At 52.3% G+C, this 21985-nt stretch carries 19 protein-coding genes; 11 read left to right on the plus strand and 8 right to left on the minus strand.

What is annotated here, in order from left to right:
• Positions 1-129: 129 nt before the first annotated feature.
• From CCY01nite_RS07830 to kbl, 4 genes are all read right to left on the minus strand, one after another.
• Positions 130-891 carry a tetratricopeptide repeat protein gene (locus tag CCY01nite_RS07830; RefSeq protein WP_222614327.1) on the minus strand — a complete coding sequence of 254 codons (762 nt, stop codon included), beginning with the start codon at positions 889-891 and terminating at the stop codon, positions 130-132.
• A complete protein-coding gene (locus CCY01nite_RS07835) occupies positions 891-1931 on the minus strand; it encodes a VWA domain-containing protein (protein WP_146859410.1) in 1041 nt (346 codons plus the stop codon). The genes CCY01nite_RS07830 and CCY01nite_RS07835 overlap by 1 nt, the downstream gene beginning before the upstream one ends.
• Positions 1932-2038: 107 nt before the next feature.
• Positions 2039-2842: a class D beta-lactamase gene (blaOXA, locus tag CCY01nite_RS07840; RefSeq protein ID WP_146859412.1), complete on the minus strand. Its 804-nt coding sequence runs from the start codon at positions 2840-2842 to the stop codon at positions 2039-2041.
• Between the two features lie 126 nt (positions 2843-2968).
• Positions 2969-4168, minus strand: a complete 1200-nt coding sequence (kbl, locus tag CCY01nite_RS07845) for a glycine C-acetyltransferase (RefSeq protein ID WP_146859414.1) — start codon at positions 4166-4168, stop codon at positions 2969-2971.
• Between the two features lie 137 nt (positions 4169-4305).
• Here kbl and CCY01nite_RS07850 point away from each other — a divergent pair, with 137 nt between their 5' ends.
• From CCY01nite_RS07850 to CCY01nite_RS07880, 7 genes are all read left to right on the plus strand, one after another.
• The gene (locus CCY01nite_RS07850; RefSeq protein ID WP_146859416.1) at positions 4306-4500 is read left to right on the plus strand and encodes a hypothetical protein; all 195 of its coding nucleotides are present in this window, start codon (positions 4306-4308) and stop codon (positions 4498-4500) included.
• A gap of 55 nt (positions 4501-4555) precedes the next feature.
• The gene (locus CCY01nite_RS07855; RefSeq protein ID WP_246129881.1) at positions 4556-5074 is read left to right on the plus strand and encodes an RNA polymerase sigma factor; all 519 of its coding nucleotides are present in this window, start codon (positions 4556-4558) and stop codon (positions 5072-5074) included.
• Positions 5075-5101: 27 nt separating this feature from the next.
• Positions 5102-6259, plus strand: a complete 1158-nt coding sequence (locus tag CCY01nite_RS07860; protein WP_146859418.1) for a hypothetical protein — start codon at positions 5102-5104, stop codon at positions 6257-6259.
• A gap of 43 nt (positions 6260-6302) precedes the next feature.
• Positions 6303-7232, plus strand: coding sequence for an outer membrane beta-barrel protein (locus CCY01nite_RS07865; RefSeq protein WP_146859420.1), 930 nt, complete (start codon positions 6303-6305; stop codon positions 7230-7232).
• An 82-nt stretch (positions 7233-7314) separates the two neighbouring features.
• The gene (locus tag CCY01nite_RS07870) at positions 7315-7644 is read left to right on the plus strand and encodes a hypothetical protein (RefSeq protein WP_146859422.1); all 330 of its coding nucleotides are present in this window, start codon (positions 7315-7317) and stop codon (positions 7642-7644) included.
• Between the two features lie 114 nt (positions 7645-7758).
• Positions 7759-10695, plus strand: a complete 2937-nt coding sequence (locus CCY01nite_RS07875; RefSeq protein WP_146859424.1) for a M16 family metallopeptidase — start codon at positions 7759-7761, stop codon at positions 10693-10695.
• A gap of 115 nt (positions 10696-10810) precedes the next feature.
• Entirely contained in the window at positions 10811-11365 is a 555-nt protein-coding gene (locus CCY01nite_RS07880) for a L,D-transpeptidase family protein (protein ID WP_146859426.1), read from the plus strand.
• A gap of 122 nt (positions 11366-11487) precedes the next feature.
• Here CCY01nite_RS07880 and acs read toward each other — a convergent pair whose 3' ends face one another.
• The 4 genes from acs to CCY01nite_RS07900 form a co-directional block, all read right to left on the minus strand.
• Positions 11488-13401 (minus strand): acetate--CoA ligase, encoded by a 1914-nt coding sequence (acs, locus tag CCY01nite_RS07885; protein ID WP_146859428.1) that lies wholly within the window; start codon positions 13399-13401, stop codon positions 11488-11490.
• A gap of 115 nt (positions 13402-13516) precedes the next feature.
• Positions 13517-14662, minus strand: a complete 1146-nt coding sequence (locus CCY01nite_RS07890; protein ID WP_146859430.1) for a tetratricopeptide repeat protein — start codon at positions 14660-14662, stop codon at positions 13517-13519.
• A gap of 127 nt (positions 14663-14789) precedes the next feature.
• Complete coding sequence (locus CCY01nite_RS07895) at positions 14790-15074, minus strand: hypothetical protein (protein ID WP_146859432.1); 285 nt, start codon at positions 15072-15074, stop codon at positions 14790-14792.
• A gap of 65 nt (positions 15075-15139) precedes the next feature.
• On the minus strand, positions 15140-15382 hold the full coding sequence (locus tag CCY01nite_RS07900; protein WP_146859434.1) for a hypothetical protein: 243 nt from the start codon (positions 15380-15382) through the stop codon (positions 15140-15142).
• A gap of 124 nt (positions 15383-15506) precedes the next feature.
• Between CCY01nite_RS07900 and CCY01nite_RS07905 the strand changes: the two genes are divergently transcribed.
• The 4 genes from CCY01nite_RS07905 to CCY01nite_RS07920 all read left to right on the plus strand — a co-directional run bounded on the left by CCY01nite_RS07905 (position 15507) and on the right by CCY01nite_RS07920 (position 21974).
• Positions 15507-16088, plus strand: coding sequence for a helix-turn-helix transcriptional regulator (locus tag CCY01nite_RS07905; protein WP_146859436.1), 582 nt, complete (start codon positions 15507-15509; stop codon positions 16086-16088).
• 259 nt (positions 16089-16347) lie between these two features.
• Positions 16348-16791: a hypothetical protein gene (locus CCY01nite_RS07910; RefSeq protein WP_146859438.1), complete on the plus strand. Its 444-nt coding sequence runs from the start codon at positions 16348-16350 to the stop codon at positions 16789-16791.
• A 108-nt stretch (positions 16792-16899) separates the two neighbouring features.
• Positions 16900-19716, plus strand: a complete 2817-nt coding sequence (gene carB, locus CCY01nite_RS07915; protein ID WP_146859440.1) for a carbamoyl-phosphate synthase large subunit — start codon at positions 16900-16902, stop codon at positions 19714-19716.
• 74 nt (positions 19717-19790) lie between these two features.
• Positions 19791-21974 carry a ComEC/Rec2 family competence protein gene (locus tag CCY01nite_RS07920; protein ID WP_146859442.1) on the plus strand — a complete coding sequence of 728 codons (2184 nt, stop codon included), beginning with the start codon at positions 19791-19793 and terminating at the stop codon, positions 21972-21974.
• Positions 21975-21985 lie beyond the last annotated feature (11 nt).

The raw sequence follows: 21985 nt of genomic DNA on the forward strand, positions 1-21985 counted from the left end.
GTATACCGCGTAATTTTACATATCGTTTGAACGGAAACTATGTTTTGACGCGCGTTAACTCACGCGTTTTTTATTTGGAGAGGAAAGTACAGAAAGCCGCCTTGTTCACTGCACAGGCGGTTTTTCTATTTACCAATCCTTCTCCACCATGCCCGGACTTGCTTTCGCCTTCTTCATCTTGTCTTCCTGCAATTTCTTTTCCTGCTGCGCAAGGGCCTGCAACAAGCGCTTGGCCTCTTCCTGCGTCAGCTTGCTGGGTTTGGGCTGATTCTTTTGCTGCTCTTTATCCTGCTGCTCCTTGTCTTTCTGCTGGTCCTGTTTATCCTGATCTTTTTTGTCCTGGTTTTTCTGCTGATCGTCTTTCTGATCTTTATCCTTATTCTTCTGGTCTTTTTTATCGTTCTTGTCTTTATTGTTGCCGCCGCCCTGCTGCTGGTTTTGCTGCTTTTTCAGCATGGCCTGCGCGTAGGCAAGGTTATAGCGGGCCTGTTCATCCGCGGGATTGGCTTTCAGCGCGGCTTTATAAGATTTGATGCTTTCTTCCCATTTCTTGTCTTCCATGAAAGTGTTGCCGATGTTGTAATTGGCGTCTGCTTTCACTGCTTTGCCCGCTTCTGTTTTGAGCGTGTTGGCGTATTGCTGGCGGGCGGCCTCGAATCTTTTCTGTTCATATAATGAATTGCCGAGATTGTAATGGCCGGCCACGGATCTGGCGTTGCGTTCCAGCGCTTTCTTGTAGCTGGCTTCCGCGTCCGCATACTGCTGCTTTTTATATTGTTCGTTCCCTTTCCGGATCAGCTTGTTGGTGCCTTCCTGCGCGGATGCGGCGAGCGTGGAGCAAAGCAAAATACCGATAACGGCAACGGGCATATGAAATAAACGGTACCTCATTATCTGTTCGCGGTTTTTAATCCCGGCAATGCGTTGGCATCGGCGTTCTTTTTCCGGCCTTCCGGCACGAAAAATTCGAGCAGTATCAGCAGGAGGCAGATACCCAGGAAGTATTGAAAATAGCTGTTATAGTCGGTGAAGACGTTTTCCCCGAATTCTTTTTGTTCCATGCTGTCGATCTTCGTGGAGAGGGCTTCCACCACATCATCCGTATTGTTCATCAGGTGGAGGTACATGCCTTTTCCGGTGGATGCGAGGGATTTGAGGGCGTCTTCATTCAGTTTCGAGATAACGGTGTTGCCGTCGCGGTCTTTTTTCAGTCCGCCTGCGGCGGGATCGGGCAGCGGAGCGCCGGTGGGGGAGCCGATCCCTACGGTATTGATCACCACGCCATTTTCCAGCGCTTTTTTCGCTTCGGCCACGGCGCCTTCATTATGATCTTCCCCATCGGAAATGATGATGAGGGCTTTGTGCTTGCGTTCTTTTTTGTTGAAAGCCTCGTCGCTGATGCGGATGGCCTCGTTGATCTCCGTGCCCTGCTTCGGTATCAGGTCCGGCGTGATGCTGTTGAGATACATGCGGGCGGCGGAATAGTCCACCGTCAGTGGCATCTGGAGGTAGGCATTGCCGGCAAAGACCACCAGGCCCACCCGGTCGTTATCGAGTTTCTCCATCAGCCTGGTTACCAGCTGTTTGGCGCGCGTCAGCCGGTCCGGCTTGGCATCGGTGGCCAGCATGCTTTTGCTCACATCCAGCGCAATGATCACGTCTACGCCTTTGCGGGTGATCTTTTCCAGGCGGCTGCCTTTCTGCAGATTGGCGAGGCCGATCACGCCGAAGAAAAAGGCGACGAAGACCAGCAGGAACTTGATGGTGAACAGGCGGCGGGAATAGCCGCTGAACAGTTTTTCCACCATGGCCGGATCGCCCATGCGCCTTACGGAACGCCGCTTCCACCAGGAAACCCATGCGAAGGCCAGCACTAATACAATGAGGAGCACAAAGGCCCAGAGGTATTCTGTATGTTGAAATCTTAACATGGCTAAAATGACGCACCCCGGTCAGCGCCGGGGCGATAGTCAAAAATAATTTTTTTGTAACGTATTACAAGGGTGCGGGGGAAGGATTTATAAGTTTTTTAACAGGCTTATTTCTCTCCTTTGAAAAATCCTTCTTCGGCAAGAATGCCGCGCATCAGCTCGTCCCGCACCGCGGTAATGTCCAGCGAAGGGTCTTCTGTTTCGAAGTTCAGCACAAAAAAGCTGGGATGCCTGTTCTCTTCGATCCAGCCGGTCATCCAGCCGATATGTTTGGCGCCGGAAACGCCCCATCCGGATTTGTAGGCCAGCTTGTATTTGGGCGTTGATTCCTGCAGCATGACGGCGGACACCAGCTCCTGGGCGCGGCGCTGAAAGGGGAGCTGGTTGAAATAAAGCTGCTTTACGAGGCCCAGTTCCTCGTCCGGCGAAACCTGCAATGAATTATCCAGCCAGAAAGTATCGATGCGGCTGATCTTGCGGTTGCCGTACTGCACGGAGTCCAGCCAGTGCTGCATGGTATCGCGGCCGATGCGGCGGGCCACCTCCTGGAAGTAGGGTACGGAGGAAAGGCGGAAAGCCTGGGCCATGGTCAGGTCAGTGTTCCAGGAGGAGTTTTCCCGGGGAATGCTGTCCCAGGGGATGACCATGCTGGTATCGCGGATGGCGCCGGTTTGCAGGCCAACGAGCGCGTTGAATATTTTGAAGGTGGATGCAGGCGTAAAGCGTTGCTTGGCCCGGTCAATATTATAGACCTTAAAGGTGCCCTGACCATTGTCGAACAACATGAAACAGCCTTCCAGCTTGTATTTGGTAAAATACTTCTCCCAGCTTTTTTCTTCTTTCACGTTGTTGGGCGAGCAGGCGCCGAGAAAAAGGGCGGCGGCAAGCAGTAGCAGGCTGAACGGTTTCATGGGTGTTTGTTTTTCGATGATGTGCAAAAGTAAGGCTTGAAGAATGGATTTGGCGCAAAAAAGGGGACTGATTTTGGTCAGTCCCCTGTTGTGGATATTTTAATGGTGGTAGTATCGGTGATATCGCTAAGCGGTGGCGGCTTTCAGCACACCCAGCTCTTTGCCTACTTTGGTAAATGCCGCAATGGCTTTGTCCAGGTGCTCCTGTTCATGCGCGGCGCTGAGCTGTACGCGGATGCGGGCCTGGCCTTTGGGCACCACGGGATAGAAAAAGCCGATAACGTATATGCCTTCCTGCAGGAGGCGGTCCGCAAACTGCTGGCTGAGCTTTGCGTCGTAGAGCATGACGGGTACGATCGGGTGGTCGCCGGGTTTGATGTCAAAGCCGGCCGCGGTCATTTTCTCGCGGAAATATTTTGTGTTGAATTCCAGTTTGTCCCGCAGTTCGGTGGTTTCGCTGAGCATGTCCAGCACGGCGATGGATGCGCCTACGATGCTCGGGGCCACGGAGTTGGAGAACAGGTAGGGGCGGCTGCGCTGGCGCAGCATGTCGATCGTTGCCTTGCTGCCGCTGGTGAAGCCGCCGGAAGCGCCGCCGAGCGCTTTGCCGAGGGTGCCGGTAATGATGTCTACCCGGCCCATTACATTGCGGTATTCGTGCGTTCCGCGGCCCGTCTTGCCCAGGAAGCCGGAGGAGTGGCTTTCGTCTGACATGACGATGGCGTTGTATTTATCGGCGAGGTCGCAGATCTTGTCGAGCTGCGCAATGGTCCCGTCCATGCTGAAGGAGCCGTCCGTTACGATGATCCGGCTGCGGGCGCTTTGGGCTTCCTGCAGCTTAGCTTCGAGGTTGGCCATGTTATTGTGCTCGTAGCGGAAGCGCTGTGCCTTGCAGAGGCGTACGCCGTCTATGATGGATGCGTGGTTGAGGGCGTCGGAGATGATGGCGTCCTGCTCGGAGAACAGGGGCTCGAATACGCCGCCGTTCGCGTCAAAGGCCGCTACGTAGAGGATGGTGTCTTCAGTGCCGAGGAACCTGGAGATCTTCTGTTCCAGCTCGCGGTGAATGTCCTGCGTGCCGCAGATAAAGCGCACGCTGCTCATGCCGTAGCCATGGGTGTTGATGGCTTCTTTGGCCGCTTCCACCACCTTGGGGTGGGATGAGAGGCCCAGGTAGTTGTTTGCACAGAGATTGATCACCGTTTTTCCGCCCACTGCGATCTCCGCGCCCTGCTCGGACGTGATGATGCGCTCATGCTTGTACAGGCCGGCGGTCTGTATCTCCTCCAGCTCCTGCTGTAACCGTTTGATAAATTCCTGGTTCATTTGACAAAGTTATGGCATTAAATGTATCCCGTATTTTATATGTGTAACGCGGGATTTTGCGGAACTGTAAAAAGTTTGACCGATGTGTAACATTTATCCGCCGGTTTGCGTCATATTATTATCATGGACGGTAGATTATGACGAAAAGTACTGTACGTTTACTCATCCGGAGGTGGCCGATATTTGTCTGTACGGCAATACTGGCGGGCTTCCTGGTGCTGACCTGGTTCGCTACGGTGCCAGGAATTCCCTGGAAAACCGGGGAAGAACGTCAGTTGCCGGAGATCGTCAGAAGCCTGCGCATCGTTGAAATATTGTCATGGAGCTGGTAGAAAGGGCCATTTGCGCCATCCTGGTAAGGGGCTAAGGCGAGGCTTTTCAACCAAAATGTCGGAAATTGCACAAAAGACCTGCCACCGGATGACGGAAAAGGAGTACAACAAATGCGTGGACCTGTACAGCGATAACCTCTTCCGGTTCATAGTTAAGAACCTGGAGCATGCGGAAGATTCAAGGGACGTGGTACAGAATGCGTTTGAAATATTATGGAAGCATTGTAGTGATGTGCCTTTTGAAAAGGCCAAGAGCTATTTGTTTACCGTAGCGTACCATAATATGATCGATCATGTGCGGAAAGTGAAACGGATCACGCTGGTGGAAGAATTCAAGGAAGAAGCGCGGGTTTCGGAGCAGAAAGTGCACAACGCGCGGAACGTCATAGAAAAGGCGCTGAAAAAACTGAGCGATGTACAGCGGTCCCTCATTCTCCTGAAAGATTATGAAGGGTACAGCTACGAAGAAATTGGAGAGATCATGCAGCTCAACCCTTCGCAGGTAAAGGTATATTTGCACCGGGCAAGGGCTCATTTGAAGGAATACCTGGTAAGAATGGAAAATGTGATCTGACAACAGGTATTCATCAAACAACATTTTATGTCGACAGACATCAACATATCAAACTACGAAAGCTACCTCTACTGTTATGTGGACGGAGAGCTGAACGCGGACGAAAAGGCGGCCCTGGAACGCTTTGCCGCCGCAAATCCCCAGGTACGCGCGGAGCTGGACCTTCTCCTGGCCACCCGCCTGCAGCCGGAAAACATCGTATTTGATAACAAAGCCTCCCTGTACCGCGGGAGCGAGATCCATTTACAGAATTACGAAAGCTACCTGCTGAGCTATATCGACGGGGAACTGAACCCTGAAGAGGAACTGGCCTTTGAACAGTTCATGGCCCGCCATCCCAAAGTACGGCAGGAGCTGGTGATGTGGCAGGGCACCAAGCAGCATGCGGACCCCTCCATCCGGTTTGAAGATAAATCACTCCTTTACCGTCATACCAAAACCCGCACCATACGGATGCGCCCGGCCTACTGGTGGGCCGCCGCGGCGATGGTAGCGGGAGTGCTCGCGTTCTTCCAGCTGTCTGACCGGAGTGTGGCGGATCAAACGCCGGTGTTGGCGGATGTGGAAAAAGTGCAGCCGGCAACAAAAGAAGAGGGAGCAGGCGGGCAAAAGACGGATCAAGCGCATTCCGCGGTAACGGACGAACCCGGCGGACAGGCTGCCAGCCCCGAATCCGGCAATCCGGCAGCATTGGCCGCAACATCAGACAACAAGCCGGACGAACAGGTGGCATATCAAAAGCCCGCAACAAAAACGCCGTCAGGGAATCAGACAGCGGATGACAAGCGATCATTGCCCGCAAAGCCGCCTGTCGCCACAAAACAACTCATAGCCGCCGCGCCGCAGGCAAAACAGCCGGAGGTTACCGGGGAAGCGCCGGCAACGTCTATGGACCTGGCCAGCATCCGGACAGAAAAAACAACGGCGATCGAAATAGACAAACAACAACTGGAAGCCACCCTGAGAACACCGCTGAAAGAAGTGCCCCGCACGGAAACAGCCATGGCGTCCGGCGCGCGGCCATCCCTTGAAGATCAAACACCGCCGGCAACGCTGGCAACACCAGCTCCCGCGCCTGCGCCACCGGGAGAGCTGATCATGTCCGTTACCGGTAACGGGCTGGAAAGCAAGGTGCTGGACAAAGTGACGAACGTGGCAAGATTTTTTGCCCGGAAGAAAAAATAATAACAAGCGGAGTTGCCGCTTATGAGAAAACAGGCACAACAATATGAAGCATAAAATTTTACTCACTCTCCTTACCATGATCCTGGTGCTGGGCGCAAAGGCCCAGCAGGCGGCGCTGGACACGATCCAGATAAGAGGGTTGATCATGGTGAAAGGCAAGGACGCCGCCGGCAAGAATATTTTCAGGGCCTACCAGGATACAGCATATGCCCGCAACAAGCTCAAAAGGAACCTGCATACCCGTTGGCTCGTGTTTGACGTGGGATTCAATAATTATCGCGACCGCAGTGATTACAGCGCGGCGATGATCATGTCCCTCTACTACCCCGGGCAGCCCAACAACCTTCCGGCATATGCGGATTACATTGTTGCCGACAAGCGATATGATTATTCCGGCAGCGCGCTCAATACCTTCGCGCCCCGGAATGCCAGTGAACCGCTGACGCCTTCGGAGTTCAAGCTCATCCCCGGCAAGTCCATGAACTTCAACATCTGGCTGCTGATGCAGCGGCTGAACATCCACAAACACAAGCTGAACCTCGTTTATGCGCTCGGCGTGGAAATGAATAATTACCGGTATGCGCGCAGCATCACCTATGTGCCCGGTTATCCTACGACCATTATCCGGGACTCCATCGAATTCTCCAAGAACAAGCTGTTTGCGCAATACCTGACCATCCCTGTCATGCTGAACTTCAACTCCAACCCCGCCCGCCCCGGACGCTCCTTTGAGCTGAGCCTCGGCGTTTCCGGAGGCTACCTCCTGAAATCCCGCACCAAACAGGTAAGCGAAGAAAGAGGAAAAATGAAGCGTACAGATGATTTCAACCTGAATAAGTGGCGTTTTGGCCTTACCGGCGAGATCGCTTACGGCCCCATCAAGCTGTACAGTAATTTCGCCCTCACGCCTTTGCACGACTACGGCCTGGAGCAATATCCTTTTGCTGTAGGCTTCCGGTTTAACGGTTTTTAGAAAAAAAGAACCAACTTAGGGGTAACAATTCGCCCGGCGTATTTATCCTATTTAAAACTATAGAACCAAATCCAAGACCATTATGCGTTCAATCCTGTCATTTGTAGCCGTTGTGAGTGGAATCATCTTTATCCATGCCAGCAAGATCAAACTACCCCAAACCCCCACCCCGGAACGCCCTGCGGAGAACCTGAACATTCCCGGTTCCATGCACAAGCTGCCCGCTCCCGCCGCCACAGAAGCGCTGGTATACATGGACGACAGCCTTTTTCAGTCGTACCGCGGAAGCCGCGGCTTCTTTGTGACCAACCACTACCATGTGCTGTATGTTAAAACAGACTCTGTGTACATCACCGCCCAGTCCCCCGCATCCCGCAGATACGTGAATACCCTCCACCTCCTATACCAGTAATTCCCCCATTTTTCCGTTTATCCAGCCCCTGCCATAAAAATTGCTGCCCGGCGCGCCGAATGTGCCGCGGCATTTTTATATTTGGAAGAACAATAAAATTTCAAACCCAACCACATGAGAAGCTTTTCACTTTTTTTATTCCTGGCCCTTGCCGCTTCGCTGCAATTGTCCGCACAGGGCAAATACGAATGGAAGGAAGCCAGCTCAGGAGGCTATACATACCGTTATGTTACCGGCGATCCCATGCAGGCCCGCTATTACAAGCTGAAAAACGGGCTGACCGTTATTCTCAGCGTAAATAAAAAAGAGCCCCGCATCCAGACGCTCATCGGCGTGCGCGCCGGCAGCAACAGCGACCCGAAAGACCATACCGGCCTCGCCCACTACCTGGAGCACCTGCTCTTCAAAGGCACCGCGCAATACGGGTCGCTGGACTGGTCAAAGGAAAAACCGTACCTGGAACAGATCGAAGGGCTGTACGACACTTACAATAAAACCACGGACGCCGCGCAGCGCAAAGGCATCTACCGGCAGATCGACAGTGTTTCCGGCCTCGCCGCGAAATATGCCATCGCCAATGAATACGACAAGATGATGAGCAATATGGGCGCGCAAGGCACGAATGCCCATACCTGGGTGGAAGAAACGGTGTACCAGGAAGATATTCCTTCCAACTCCATCGATAAATTCCTGACCGTGCAGGCCGAACGCTTCCGCGATCCGCAGTTCCGCATCTTCCACACAGAGCTGGAAGCCGTATATGAGGAAAAGAACCGCGGGCTGGACAATGACGGCCGCAAGATGTACGAAAAAATGCTGGAAACGCTGTTCCCCACCCACAACTACGGGCAGCAATCCACCATCGGCACGGTAGAGCACCTGAAGAACCCTTCCCTGAAAGCGATCCGCCAGTTTTACAACGAATATTACGTACCCAATAACATGGCGATCATTTTCGCCGGTGACTTTGATCCCGACTACGTGATCAAGCGCGTGGACGAGAAGTTCAGCTATATGCAGCCGAAGCCCGTGCAGGAATACAAAGCACCCGTTGAAGCGCCCATCACAGCGCCGATCGTGAAAGAGGTGTTCGGTCCGGATGCCGAGAACGTAAACCTCGCTTTCCGCATGCCCGGCGCGCTGGATACGAAAAATTCCGTTATCCTTACGGTGATCTCGCAAGTGCTTTCCAACGGCAAAGCCGGTCTGCTCGACCTTAACCTGAACAAGCAGCAGAAAGTTCTCGGCGCCGGTGTTAGCATCATGCCCTGGAAAGATTATACGGTATTCGCATTGAGCGGCCGCGCAAAGCAGGGGCAGTCGCTGGACGAGGTGAAAGACCTGCTGCTCGGCCAGCTGGAAATACTGCGCAAGGGCGAGTTCGATGAAACCCTCATCACCGCGATCGTCAACAACTTCAAGCTCTACGAGATACAGGGCCTGGAAAGCAACGGCAACCGCGCCAACACGCTGATGGACGCTTTCATCAAGCATCGCGGCGATAACTGGCTGTACGATGTAGCTTATATCGATGACATGAGCAAGGTCACCAAACAGCAGATCGTGGATTTCGCCAACACCTGGCTGAACAACAATTACGTGCTGCTCTACAAACGCAAAGGGGAGGATAAGAACATCGTGAAAGTAGACAAACCGCCGATCACGCCGGTGGAAGTGAACCGCGACGCACAATCGGAGTTCCTGCAAACCGTAGCGGCCATGCCCGCCACCGCCGTGAAGCCCCAGTGGCTGGATTACAGCAAAGACATCCAGAAAGGCAAAGCCGGCAATGCGGACATGCTCTACGTGCAGAACAGTGACAACAGCCTCTTCCGCCTGTATTATCATTTCGATATGGGCGCATGGAACAATAAGAAGCTGCCCTTCGCCGCGCAATACCTGCAATACCTGGGTACCGACAAATATTCTTCCGAAGAGATCAGCAAACAATTTTATAACATCGCCTGCTCTTTCAACATCTCCGCCGGCTCCGAAGAAACAACCGTTTCCATCTCCGGCCTCCAGGAGAATTTCGACAAGGCGGTAGCGCTGTTCGAGCACCTGCTGCATAATTGCAAGGCAGATGACGAAGTGCTGGCCGGTTTCAAGAACAGGATACTGAAACAACGGGCGGACAACAAGCTGAACAAAGGCCAGATTCTCAACGGCCTTCGTTCTTACGCCACCTACGGCGCTAAAAACCCGTTCAACAACCAGCTCAGCAACCAGGAGCTGGAAGCCGTGACAGCCGCGGAACTGGTGAACATCCTGCATGATCTTCCCAATTACAAACACACCGTGATCTATTACGGCCCGCAAAGCCTCGCGGACGCATCCGCCGCTGTGAAACAGATGCACACGCTGCCGGCTTCCTTTAAAGCATATCCTCCCGCACAAAAATTCGAAAAATCCGTACAGACCGCCAACAAAGTGTTCTTTGCGGATTACGATATGGTGCAGGCGGAAGTGAGCTGGGTGCGCAACGGCAATGTGTATGATCCCGCCAATACCGCTGTGGTGAACCTTTTCAACAACTACTTCGGCGGCGGCATGGGCTCTATCGTATTCCAGACCATCCGGGAATCCAAAGCGCTGGCCTATTCTACATATGCTTATTATGCAACGCCCAACAAGAAGAACGACCGTTACGGCGTGATGGCCTACGTGGGCAGCCAGGCCGATAAAGTGAATGACGCGATCGCGGGGATGAACGAATTACTCAATACGCTGCCGCAATCCGAAAAAGCATTCGAAACCGCGCGCAGCAGCATGAAGAAGGATATTGAAACACAGCGCATCACGCAGGACGGGATTATCTTCAGCTACCTGAGCGCCCGCAAACTGGGACTGGATACAGACATCCGCAAAAGCGTTTACGAAAGCATCGATAAGCTGAAATTTGACGATCTTAAAAAGCTGCATCAGCAGAATATCTCCGGGAAACCTTATTCATACTGCATTGTAGCTTCCGAAGAGCGCGTGAAGCCGGAAGACCTGAAGAAATATGGTGAGGTGCAGAAGGTGACGCTGGAAGAGATATTCGGATATTGATAATTATTTTTTACTATACAAAGGGGCGGCCGCTGATAATATCGGAGGCCGCCCCTTCATACAATATTCGCTTTACCCCCGCCGTTAAATGTTTCGAAAAACCTCCTGAGCAACCATGTGGCGCTATTGCTTCCTGATCGTCGTGTTACCTTTATTTGCGTTTGAGCATAACGCTGTGGACCTGTATAATGTACGCCTGAACCCGTCATCCATCGATGAAACAAAAGTTTTTCTGCTGGTGGATAAAAGTGATTACAGGATGTACCTGTACGAGGACGCTACCCTGCTGAAGATCTATAAAGTTGTTTTCGGCAACAGGGATATCTCCGATAAATATATGCAGGGCGACCGGCGCACGCCCAACGGCACTTTCCGTATTCTTTCCAAACGGGCGGACAACCGCTGGAGCCGCTTTCTGCTGCTGGATTATCCCAACCAGGAATCTTACCAGCGCTTTCAGCAACGCCAGGCGCAGGGCCTGATCAGGAAAGATGCGGACATTGGCGGCGGCATCGGGATACATGGGGTGGAAACGGCGTCAGGCATCCGCGATTATTATGTGGACCGCCGCATCAACTGGACGCTCGGATGCGTGAGCATGAAGAACAGCGATGTGAATGAATTGTATAACGTGGTGATCGTTGGAACGCCGGTGGTGATACGGCCGTAAAAATATTGGGAGAACTAAAAAGTAAAAAAGGGCTTTAAGAATCGTTTAGGCGATGACAGCCGCCATCAGGTACCCGAAAAAATTAGGGCTGACCATTTCCTTCCTGGCCAGCCCCATTCTTTTTATAATCTTCCCTGTTTGATCTCTTCCACCACCGCAGGGTCCAGCAGGGTGGAGGTATCTCCGAGGTTATCCAGTTCCCCTTCCGCTATCTTTCGGAGAATGCGGCGCATGATCTTGCCGGAGCGCGTCTTCGGAAGCCCCGAAACGAACTGTATTTTGTCCGGCTTCGCAATAGGCCCGATGATGCGGGAAACCGTCTGAATGATATCTTTTTTCGTCAGCTCCAGGTCGTGATGCTTTTTCTCCGTGATCACGAACGCATAGATGCCTTGTCCTTTAATATCGTGCGGATACCCAACCACGGCGCTTTCTACCACACCTGCGTGCATGTTGATCGCATTTTCCACTTCGGCCGTGCCGATGCGGTGGCCGCTGACATTGAGCACATCGTCCACACGGCCGGTGATGCGGTAGTAGCCATCTTCGTCGCGGAGGCAGCCGTCGCCGGTGAAGTAGAGGTTTTCGTAAGTCGCGAAATAGGTGGTGCGGCAGCGTTCATGATCGCCGTAAGTGGTGCGGAGCATGCCGGGCCAGGGGAATTTGATGCAGAGGTTCCCGTTCACCCCGTTTCCTTCTATCTCGTTGCCGTTCTCATCCACCAGGATCGGCTGAATGCCGGGCAGCGGCAAAGTGGCGTATCCGGGTTTTTCTTTCGTGATGCCCGCCAGCGGCGCGATCATGATACCGCCCGTTTCGGTTTGCCACCAGGTGTCGGTGATGGGCGCCTTGCCTTTGCCGATCTGGTCTTTATACCAGTGCCATGCTTCTTCGTTGATCGGCTCGCCCACAGTGCCCAGGGTGGTGAGGGAACTGAGGTCCTTGTGGTTCACCGGTCCCAGCCCGAAGCCCATGAGGCTGCGGATAGCGGTTGGCGCGGTGTAGAGCACGTTTACACGGAACTTGTCCACAATATCCCAGAACCTGCCCGCGTCAGGGTAAGTGGGAATGCCTTCAAACAGCACGGTGGTGGCGCCCGCGCTCAGCGGACCGTATACAATGTAGCTGTGGCCGGTGATCCAGCCGATATCAGCCGTACAGAAGTAGACCTGGCGGGGCTTGTACTGGAAAGTGTTGATAAAAGTATAGTTGGCGTATACCATGTATCCGCCGCAGGTGTGCACAACGCCTTTGGGCTTGCCGGTGGAGCCGGAAGTGTAAAGGATGAAGAGCGTGTCTTCCGCATCCATTTCTTCGGCGGGAGCGGGAGGATTGCCCATCGTTTCTACCTGCTTGATCTCGTCTTCCCACCATACGTCGCGGCCTTTGAGCATGCTCACCGGGGTGCGGGTACGGGTGCAAACGATCACTTTCTTAACAGACGGGCAGGCCATCAAAGCGTCGTCAATAACGGATTTCAGAGGGATGTCCTTGCCGCCGCGGAAAGCGCCGTCGCAGGTGATCACAAGGCTTGCCTGTGCGTCCTGTATACGGTCGGCGATGGATTGGGCGCTGAAACCGCCGAACACCACCGAATGGATAGCGCCTACGCGGGCGCAGGCCAGTACGGCGATCGCCAGCTCGGGGATCATGCCCATATAGATACAAACCCGGTCGCCCTTCTTCACCCCATTATTCTTGAGCACGTTGGCGAACTGGCAAACTTTGTTATATAATTCGCGGTAAGTAAGAATGCGATGCCTTTCTTCCGGATCATTCGGCTCCCAGATGATGGCCGGCTGATTGCCGAGGGTGCCGAGATGCCTGTCCAGACAGTTTTCCGTGATGTTGAGCTTCGCGCCGGTGAACCATTTTACATCCGGCTCTTTGAAATTCCATTCCAGCACTTTGTCCCATTTACGGCGCCAATAGAAATGGTCCGCCACATCGGCCCAAAATCCTTCCGGGTCTGTTACACTGTGCTGCCATGCTTGCTGATATTCTTCGAAATTCTTGAGTTGGTATGGGTACGACATGATTCCCAAATAGATTTAAAGAGTTTATACAGTTTTTTAACGGGGCTTAAATTTAATAAAATAATCCCGGCTTTTTTTAGCCGGGATTTTAGCATGATCGTGTCCATAGTTGTGTTTACAGCGTTTTGACCCTTTCTTTTACATAAGCATGGATGGAAACTTCGTTCTTGCTTTCCGGTTTGGCGAGCTTGAGGTATTGCTGATAATGCCTTTTGGCTTTCAGCGGGTCCTGAAGGGACTGGTCATATATTCTGCCGATGCCGTACAGCCGCATGGGGTCTTTAAAAAGATAGTAGGCCGTATCGTAGTGTGCGATCGCTTTTTTGAACTGTTTCATCTGCTCGAAATTATCCGCCATGCCCGCATAGTACGAATCCAGGTTCTTTGATTTCGCGAGGTCTATGCAGGCCAGGTACATCTGGTTGCTCTGATCGTATTTGCCAAGAGCGGCATATGCCACCGCGGCGTAGTACATCACGGATTCCGGCGCACCGTCCGCAAGTGCTATCATTTTATCATGCACACGGATGCAGCTGTCGTATTTTTTCGTTTGCAGGTAAGTAGCGGCCAGGTAGATGCAGGTCATCGGGTCGATGATATTGGCGCTTAACAAGCTTTCACCATATTTCACGGCCTCCGCATATTTCTTTTCCAGGAAAGATAGTTTCACCAGTAACGCGGTGATGCTGAGCTGGCTGCTGTCCATAGCATAATAGGTTTTCAGCACGCTGTCCGCTTCCGCATTTCGCTTCCGCGTCATCAAACCCGCCGCCATGGAGGATACCACAGATACATCTTTCGGGTTAAGCCGGTACGACTGCTGCAGGAAATAAAATGCTGTATCCTGCAAAATGGCGATATCCTCACAAACACGGCTGAGTTGTTTATAGTACGCCGCGTTGCTGGGCCGCAGCGCCACCAGCTTTTCAAAATGCACGAAGGCGGTCATCATCTGCCGCCGCTGCTTCGCGATGTTGCCCAGATTCTGATGCGCTTGGATGTGATTGGAATCCTTCGCCAGCACCTGTTCATAATATTTCTCCGCCTCCGGCAGCTGTCCGTTCTGATAATAGGCGTAAGCCAGCAGCCCCAACCCGTAAGCCTCTTGCGGCTTCACCGTTTCTTCGAGGTACAGGATCGCTTTGTCATATTGCTGCTCCTGGAAGTAGTCCATGAGCAATGTCTTGTCCAGCTGATCCTGCGCTACGCCCGCCATGCTGCCGGCCATGAGGATCATCAAAAGAAAGGTAATACGGCTCATCAGTTCAAGTTTCTATAAAACTAACAATTTAGTTTTAAAAAGAAAAAATTAGTTGAACGATGGCATAAAAAAAGCTAAAAAGCGGGAAGTGCTTTTTAGCTTTTTCCATAATGTGGAGCATGGTTGGTCAGGCTGGCTGCTTTTGGTTGTCGGTAGCCACCAGCGTGATGGTGCTGGAAATAGGAGCTTCCACGTCCATATCCTGGTAGGAAAGGGTGGTAACTCCCTGTATTTTCCTGACGGAAATGGCGTTGACGCTGCGGCTATCGGAGAAAAATGCAGGGTCGCCGTGCAGGGTAAGCGTTACATGGCGGATTGCATAGCCGCCGACTTCATAGAGCTGTTGAATGAACCGTGCGATGATATTACGCAGCTGTTCTTCTTGCAGGGATGATTTGCTGATTGTTTGCATGAGTTTGAAGGTTTACGCAATGGAAATGCTCATAGTGTGAGGGATTTTTACGCTTTTGTGTTCAGCTAACGCCCTCTGAGTTTGTTGTTCTGCTCCCAGACACTTTTTAACAAGGTGTCTGCTACTGCCAGGATCTTTTCTTTTTCGGCGTTGCTGAAAGTGTTTTTTCCTTTGGTCTTTCTGTAGAACGTAGCCTCGCTCCAGCCACACTCCTCGCAGACGCTATCCCGGAAGCTCCTCGGAAGCTGTATCAGCCCCGAGTGCGTTTCCATGAGCAGGTTGGTGGATGAAAGTTTCTTCGCTTGCATTTGATAGAAATTTTATCAGTTTAACAATACAATTATCCAAATGTCAATAAAAATGTTATATTGATATAGAGATCGTCATACAATCCCTTGACATTCAGTACAAGTATAACAAAATTTATTTACAGTGGAAGCTGTCTCCAAAAATATTATTCATGAAGGCGCGCGGTTGAAACAAATTGTGCGGGACAAGAAGATGAAGATTCTTGCTTTTGCGGAGACCGCCGGTTTTTCCAACCAGATAGCCCATTATTATTTTCGCAAGGAAGCCATCAAGCGGTCCACTTTACTGGAGTTTTGTACGCTGCTGGGCATAAGCCTGGAAGAATTTTATGCCTGGAATCATCCCCGCAAGTTATCGCCGTCTCCGCCCGATTTTCATCATGGCCAGCGGCTTGGCGCGCTCATCGAAGAAAAGGGATTGAACAAAACGAAACTGGCGGAACGCATGGGGCTGAGCCGCCGCGCGCTGTACAACCTGCTGGAAAAAGCGGTGTTCACGCCCGAGCAGCTTAAAAAAGTTTGCCAGGTCATGGAGATTACGCAGAAAGAGTTTTACGGCAACTGGCAAACGGACGATGGGGGCGAGGATATGCAGGAAGTGGATAGCTGGAAGGACAAGTATTACAGGTTGCTCGAAGACCACAACAAGGCGCTGGTGGAATTAGCGCGGTTGAAAGAACAGCTGCAGCAAGGCCCGGTTAAATAATCGCCCCTAAGAAAAGATGCCATTGCGCAGGCAATAGCATCTTCAGGGTTATCATGGGTAAGGAAGATGAAGGGTTTGTTGTTAACATAGAAAGGATGAACGATGGGTGCAAGTTAGGAGCCTTCCTGTAAATACAGTCCTCCGATCGGGAAAATATTATACGATCGCTACCCCCTGCAAATCAATAAATTTTTTTAAAATTCATACAATTTTACATATATTAGCAATAATATATCTGTAACCACCTATCCCTGTGACTATGAAATGCGGTTTACTATCCCTGTTTCTCTGCCTGCTGCTCCTCGGCGGAAAAGCGCAAATGCCCGATGAGCCCGCCCTCAAGGAATTTGAAGCCTTCTGGAAAAAACTGTATACAGCTATCATAAAAAAAGATTACTCCGCCGTCAGCCAGTATATCGAATTCCCTCTCGTGGTCAAGGAAAACCTGGCGGATACCTCCGTTCAGATCATCCATAAAGAAGAATTCAGCAAATTCTTTAATATCTACCTCGCGCTGCCCACCGCGGAAACATTCCCCAACAAATACGAGCTGCTCCGCGCCCGGAAAAGCCTTACTGACGACGATCTCGCCCTCCTTTCCGACGACTCCGCCACCATCGGGGACTTTGAATTCCAGAAAATAGACGGGGAATGGAAACTCGTATACCTCTACGCCACAGACGCCCCCTCCGCCATTTTTTAAAATTTAATCTCCCTAAAAACCAATTATTCCCGTAATTTTGCACGATTTTTTTGTACGATCGTACAGGAGATCGCATGGTTTTTCATTATCAATAGCTAATAAAAAAAAATGCCCAGAGACACCTCCATCAAATCTGTCCTTATTATCGGCTCCGGTCCCATTATTATTGGTCAGGCCTGCGAATTTGACTATTCCGGCTCCCAGGCGGCACGCTCGCTGCGGGAAGAAGGAATTAAAGTGATATTGATCAATTCCAACCCGGCTACTATTATGACGGACCCGATGATGGCTGACAGGGTGTACCTGCTGCCGCTCACCGTGGAAAGCATTGAGCAGATACTGGAGGAAAACGAGATAGACGCAGTGCTGCCCACCATGGGAGGCCAGACCGCCCTCAACCTCTGTAAGGACGTGGACGAGCTTGGAATATGGGAGAAAAACAATGTCCGCCTCATTGGGGTAGACATCAAAGCCATCGATAAAGCGGAAGACCGTGAACAGTTCCGCCAGTGGATGATCGAGCTGGGCATCCAGGTAGCGCCGGCCCGCACCGCAAACTCCTTCCTCGAAGGCAAGGAGTTTGCGCAGGAGATCGGCTTCCCGCTGGTAATCCGCCCTTCTTTTACACTCGGCGGCACCGGCGGCGGCTTCGTACATACGAAAGACGACCTGGACGAAGCGCTGGACCGCGGCCTGAAAGCATCCCCCATCCACGAAGTGCTGGTAGAAAAAGCCGTACTGGGATGGAAAGAATATGAACTGGAGCTGCTGCGCGACATGAACGATAACGTGGCGATCATCTGTACCGTGGAGAACCTCGATCCGATGGGCATCCACACCGGCGACTCCATCACCGTGGCCCCCGCCATGACCCTCAGCGATACCGCTTACCAGGACATGCGGAACAAAGCCATCGAAATGATGCGCAAGCTCGGCAACTTCGCCGGCGGATGTAACGTGCAGTTTGCCCTCAATCCAGAGAACGAAGAACTGATCGCCATCGAGATCAACCCCCGCGTAAGCCGCTCCTCCGCGCTGGCGTCCAAAGCAACGGGTTATCCCATCGCCAAGATCGCCGCAAAGCTGGCTATCGGCTACAGCCTCGATGAACTGAAAAACCAGATCACCAAAACCACCTCCGCTTACTTTGAGCCCGCGCTGGACTATGTGATCGTGAAAATGCCCCGCTGGAACTTCGACAAGTTCAAAGGCGCGGATGATACGCTCGGCCTGCAGATGAAATCCGTAGGTGAGGTGATGGCTATCGGCCGCACATTCCCCGAAGCCATTCAAAAAGCTTGTCAAAGCCTCGAAAACGAAGCGGTAGGGCTTGGCTACTACGGCAAATCGCTGATGAAAAGCGAGCAGCTGGTAGAAAAGCTGAAACGCCCCACCTGGGACCGCATCTTCCGCATCAAAGACGCGCTGATGGAAGGGATGTCCGTAAAATCCCTGCACCAGGCCACACAGATAGACCGCTGGTTCCTGCACCAGATCAACGATATCGTTACCATCGAAAAACAACTGATGGAACATGACCTCGAATCCGTACCGGAGGGCCTGTTGAAAGAAGCCAAGCAAATGGGCTTCTCCGACAAACAGCTCGCCCTGCTGTTTGGCAACTGCGAGGAAGAGGAAGTATATGAAAAGCGGAAAGCCGCCGGCATCGTGCGCACCTACAAAATGGTAGACACCTGCAGCGCGGAGTTTGAAGCGAAAACACCGTATTTCTATTCCGCTTTCGACACCGAAAACGAAAGCATCCCCACCGAAAAGAAAAAAGTGATCGTGCTCGGCTCCGGTCCAAACAGGATCGGCCAGGGCATTGAGTTTGACTACTGCTGCACCCACGGCCTGCAGGCCATCCAGGAATGCGGTTACGAAGCCATCATGGTGAACTGTAATCCCGAAACAGTGTCCACCGACTTCGATATGGCGGACAAGCTGTACTTCGAGCCCGTATTCTGGGAACACCTCTGGGAGATCATCGAACTCGAAAAACCGGAAGGCGTGATCGTACAGCTCGGCGGGCAAACCGCGCTGAAGCTCGCCAAACACCTCACTGAAAAAGGAATAAAGATCATCGGTACGTCTTTCGATAATATGGACATCGCGGAAGACCGCGGCCGTTTCTCCGACCTGCTGAAAGAACTGGGCATCCCCTACCCGAAATACGGCACCGCTTACAATACAGACGATGCGATAGAAGTGGCGAAAGAAGTGGGATACCCCGTACTGGTGCGCCCCTCTTACGTTTTAGGCGGTCAGCGCATGCGGATCGTGATCAACGAAGAAGAGCTGGAACAATCCGTACTGAGCCTGCTGAAACACCTCCCCGGCAACAAGATCCTGATCGACCACTTCCTGGACCGCTGCCAGGAAGCCGAGATAGACGCCATCTTCGACGGCGAGAACTTCCACGTGATGGGCGTGATGGAACATATTGAGCCCGCCGGCATCCACAGTGGCGACAGCAACGCCGTGCTGCCAGCGTTCAATCTCAGCCACATGATCGTTACCACGATGGAATATTATGCGGAAAAGATCGCCAGGGCGCTGGACATCCGCGGCCTGATCAACATCCAGTTCGCCATCAAGGACGGACAGGTATTCGTGATCGAAGCCAACCCCCGCGCATCCCGCACCACGCCGTTCATCGCAAAAGCGTACCAGGTGCCTTACCTGAATATCGCTACCAAAGTGATGCTCGGCGCCAACAAGCTGACCGATTTCAAAATAGAGAAGAAGCTGAAAGGCTTTGCCATCAAGGAACCGGTGTTCTCTTTCAATAAATTCCCGGGCGTGAACAAAGAGCTCGGCCCTGAAATGAAATCCACGGGCGAAGCCATCCGCTTCATCAAAGACCTGAGAGATCCTTACTTCAGAACGCTCTACAAAGAAAGGAGCATGCACCTGAGTAAATAAATTTTCAAGAGGCGTATCAAAAAAAGGTACGCCTCTTTTTTTCCGTACCTTGAAGTAACAAAACCATTGTTTGCATGTTTGTTAATCTCTGGAAACGCGCGCCGTTCCTGCGTTTGATCATACCGCTCATCAGCGGCATGATCGCCGGCCTGTATATTCGGCTCCCTTTTATTCCCATCTGTTTTATTGTTTTCATAACGGTATCGCTGCTGCCGATGCCCGTCACCTGGCGCTTTGCGCTGCGGAATGTCCGGGGCGCTTGCCTGCTGCTGGCCGTTGCCTGTTTCGGGCTGTTGCTCATGCAATGTGCGGACGCGCGGCGTTATCCCGGTTGGGTAGGGCACCATGCAAAAGATACCTGCCGCCTGATCGCCGTGCTGCAGGAGCCGCCGGTGAAAAAAGCAAATTCATGGAAAGCGGAAGTGGAAATTACCGCGCTGGTGCAGGATGAAAAAGTGCAGCCCGTACGCGGCCGAGCCTTGTTTTACTTCCGCGAAGAACCGCCGCTGCAGTATGGCGACCGGCTGCTGGTGCACACGGTGTTGCGACCCATCAAAGGAATGGGCAATCCCGGTGAGTTCGATTACGGCAGGTATTGCAGCTACCGGAATATCTTCCACCAGGCTTTCCTGCGTAACAGCCAGTGGCGGCAGCTGCCAGGCACCGAAAAGAACTGGTTGAACGACCGGCTTTTCCGCGCCCGGGAATTTTGCCTGCTGACGCTCCGAACGTATATCCCTCACCGTGAGGAATACGGCATTGCGCAGGCATTGCTGATAGGCTATCGTGAGGAGCTGGACAAAGAGATCGTGCAAGCCTATACGAACACCGGCGTCGTGCATATCATCGCCATTTCCGGTCTGCATCTCGGGCTGATCTATGTAACACTCCTGCAGTTATTAAAATGGATGCCGAAAAGAAGATGGATGGAAGTATGTAAGGCACTGCTGCTCATACTCGTGCTGTGGGCCTTTTCGCTGCTCACCGGCGCTTCCGCCTCGGTGCTGCGCTCCGCCGTAATGTTCACCACCATCGCGGTGGGCCAGTTCATGATCTCCCGGCATACGAACATTTACAATACGTTGGCCGCAGCGGCTTTTCTCCTGCTTTGCTATAATCCCTACTTCCTGCTGGACGCGGGTTTCCAGCTGTCTTTCCTCGCCGTGGCGGGCATCGTCCTTTGTTACCGGCCGGTGTATGACTGGTGGATGATCAAAAACAAATGGCTGGACAAGCTCTGGCAGATGATCGCTGTTTCACTGGCGGCACAGGTTTTCACATGGCCCGTTTGTCTTTATTATTTTCATCAGTTCCCCAATCTTTTTCTGCTGGCAAATGTCATTGCCGTACCGCTTTCCACGATATTGTTGTATGCCGAAATATTGCTGATGTGTTTTGCCGCCTGGCCGTTGATCGCGGGCTGGTTGGGCAAGTTGACGGAATGGGGGATTATGGCGATGAACACCCTCATTCAGTGGATCGATCGCATTCCCGGCGCGGTAACCAGCCAGATTTATATCGACCTGGTGCAAACGATTTGTCTGTATGGAATGACGATAGCCTTGTGCGCCTGGCTGCTGGCAAAATGGAAGGCCGGCTGTTACTGGCTGCTCGGGATCAGTTCGGTCTTTGCCGGGTGGCTGGCATCCGTGCGGATTTCAGCGAAACAGCAGCAGCGGATTATTGTCTATAATGCACCGCGCCTGACGGCTGTTGAATGTGTAAGCGGGCAAACAAGCAGGTTGTATGCGGACAGCCTGCATTTATTGCAGCGGCAGACGGAGGCTGCCGCCGCGTTTTACCGGGTAAGACATTCTTCCGTTATACAAACGGCTGCCAGGGAGCAGCTATCGCCAGCTCATCAAAGCATTAGATACCTTTCCGGCCAGGCCGCTAATGCATCCTACCGGCCTTCCGTTAACAAAAACCGTGTACCCGTCCTTTACCATGAGATCAACTCCACTTCGTATAGCCATCCCAGTGAATTGATCTCCTTTGGCAACAAAACTCTGCTCCGCCTGACCCAGCCGCTGCCTAAAAGATCACCCCTCCGTCCCATGCGGATAAATTATATTTTATTATCACACAATTCAAAGGTCGATATCAGTCGTTTGCACGATTTTTTTATATACGACGTAATAATTTTTGACGCTTCCAACGCAGCTTTCCTCATCCGGAAGTGGAAAAATGCTTGTAACGAACTACCTTTGCGCTGCTTTTCGGTTCCGGATGAAGGGGCCTTTGTTATAAATCTCTAATTATAATTGTT

Origin of the sequence: Chitinophaga cymbidii (genome assembly GCF_007992715.1) — a bacterium.
In the GTDB taxonomy this organism is placed as follows: domain Bacteria; phylum Bacteroidota; class Bacteroidia; order Chitinophagales; family Chitinophagaceae; genus Chitinophaga; species Chitinophaga cymbidii.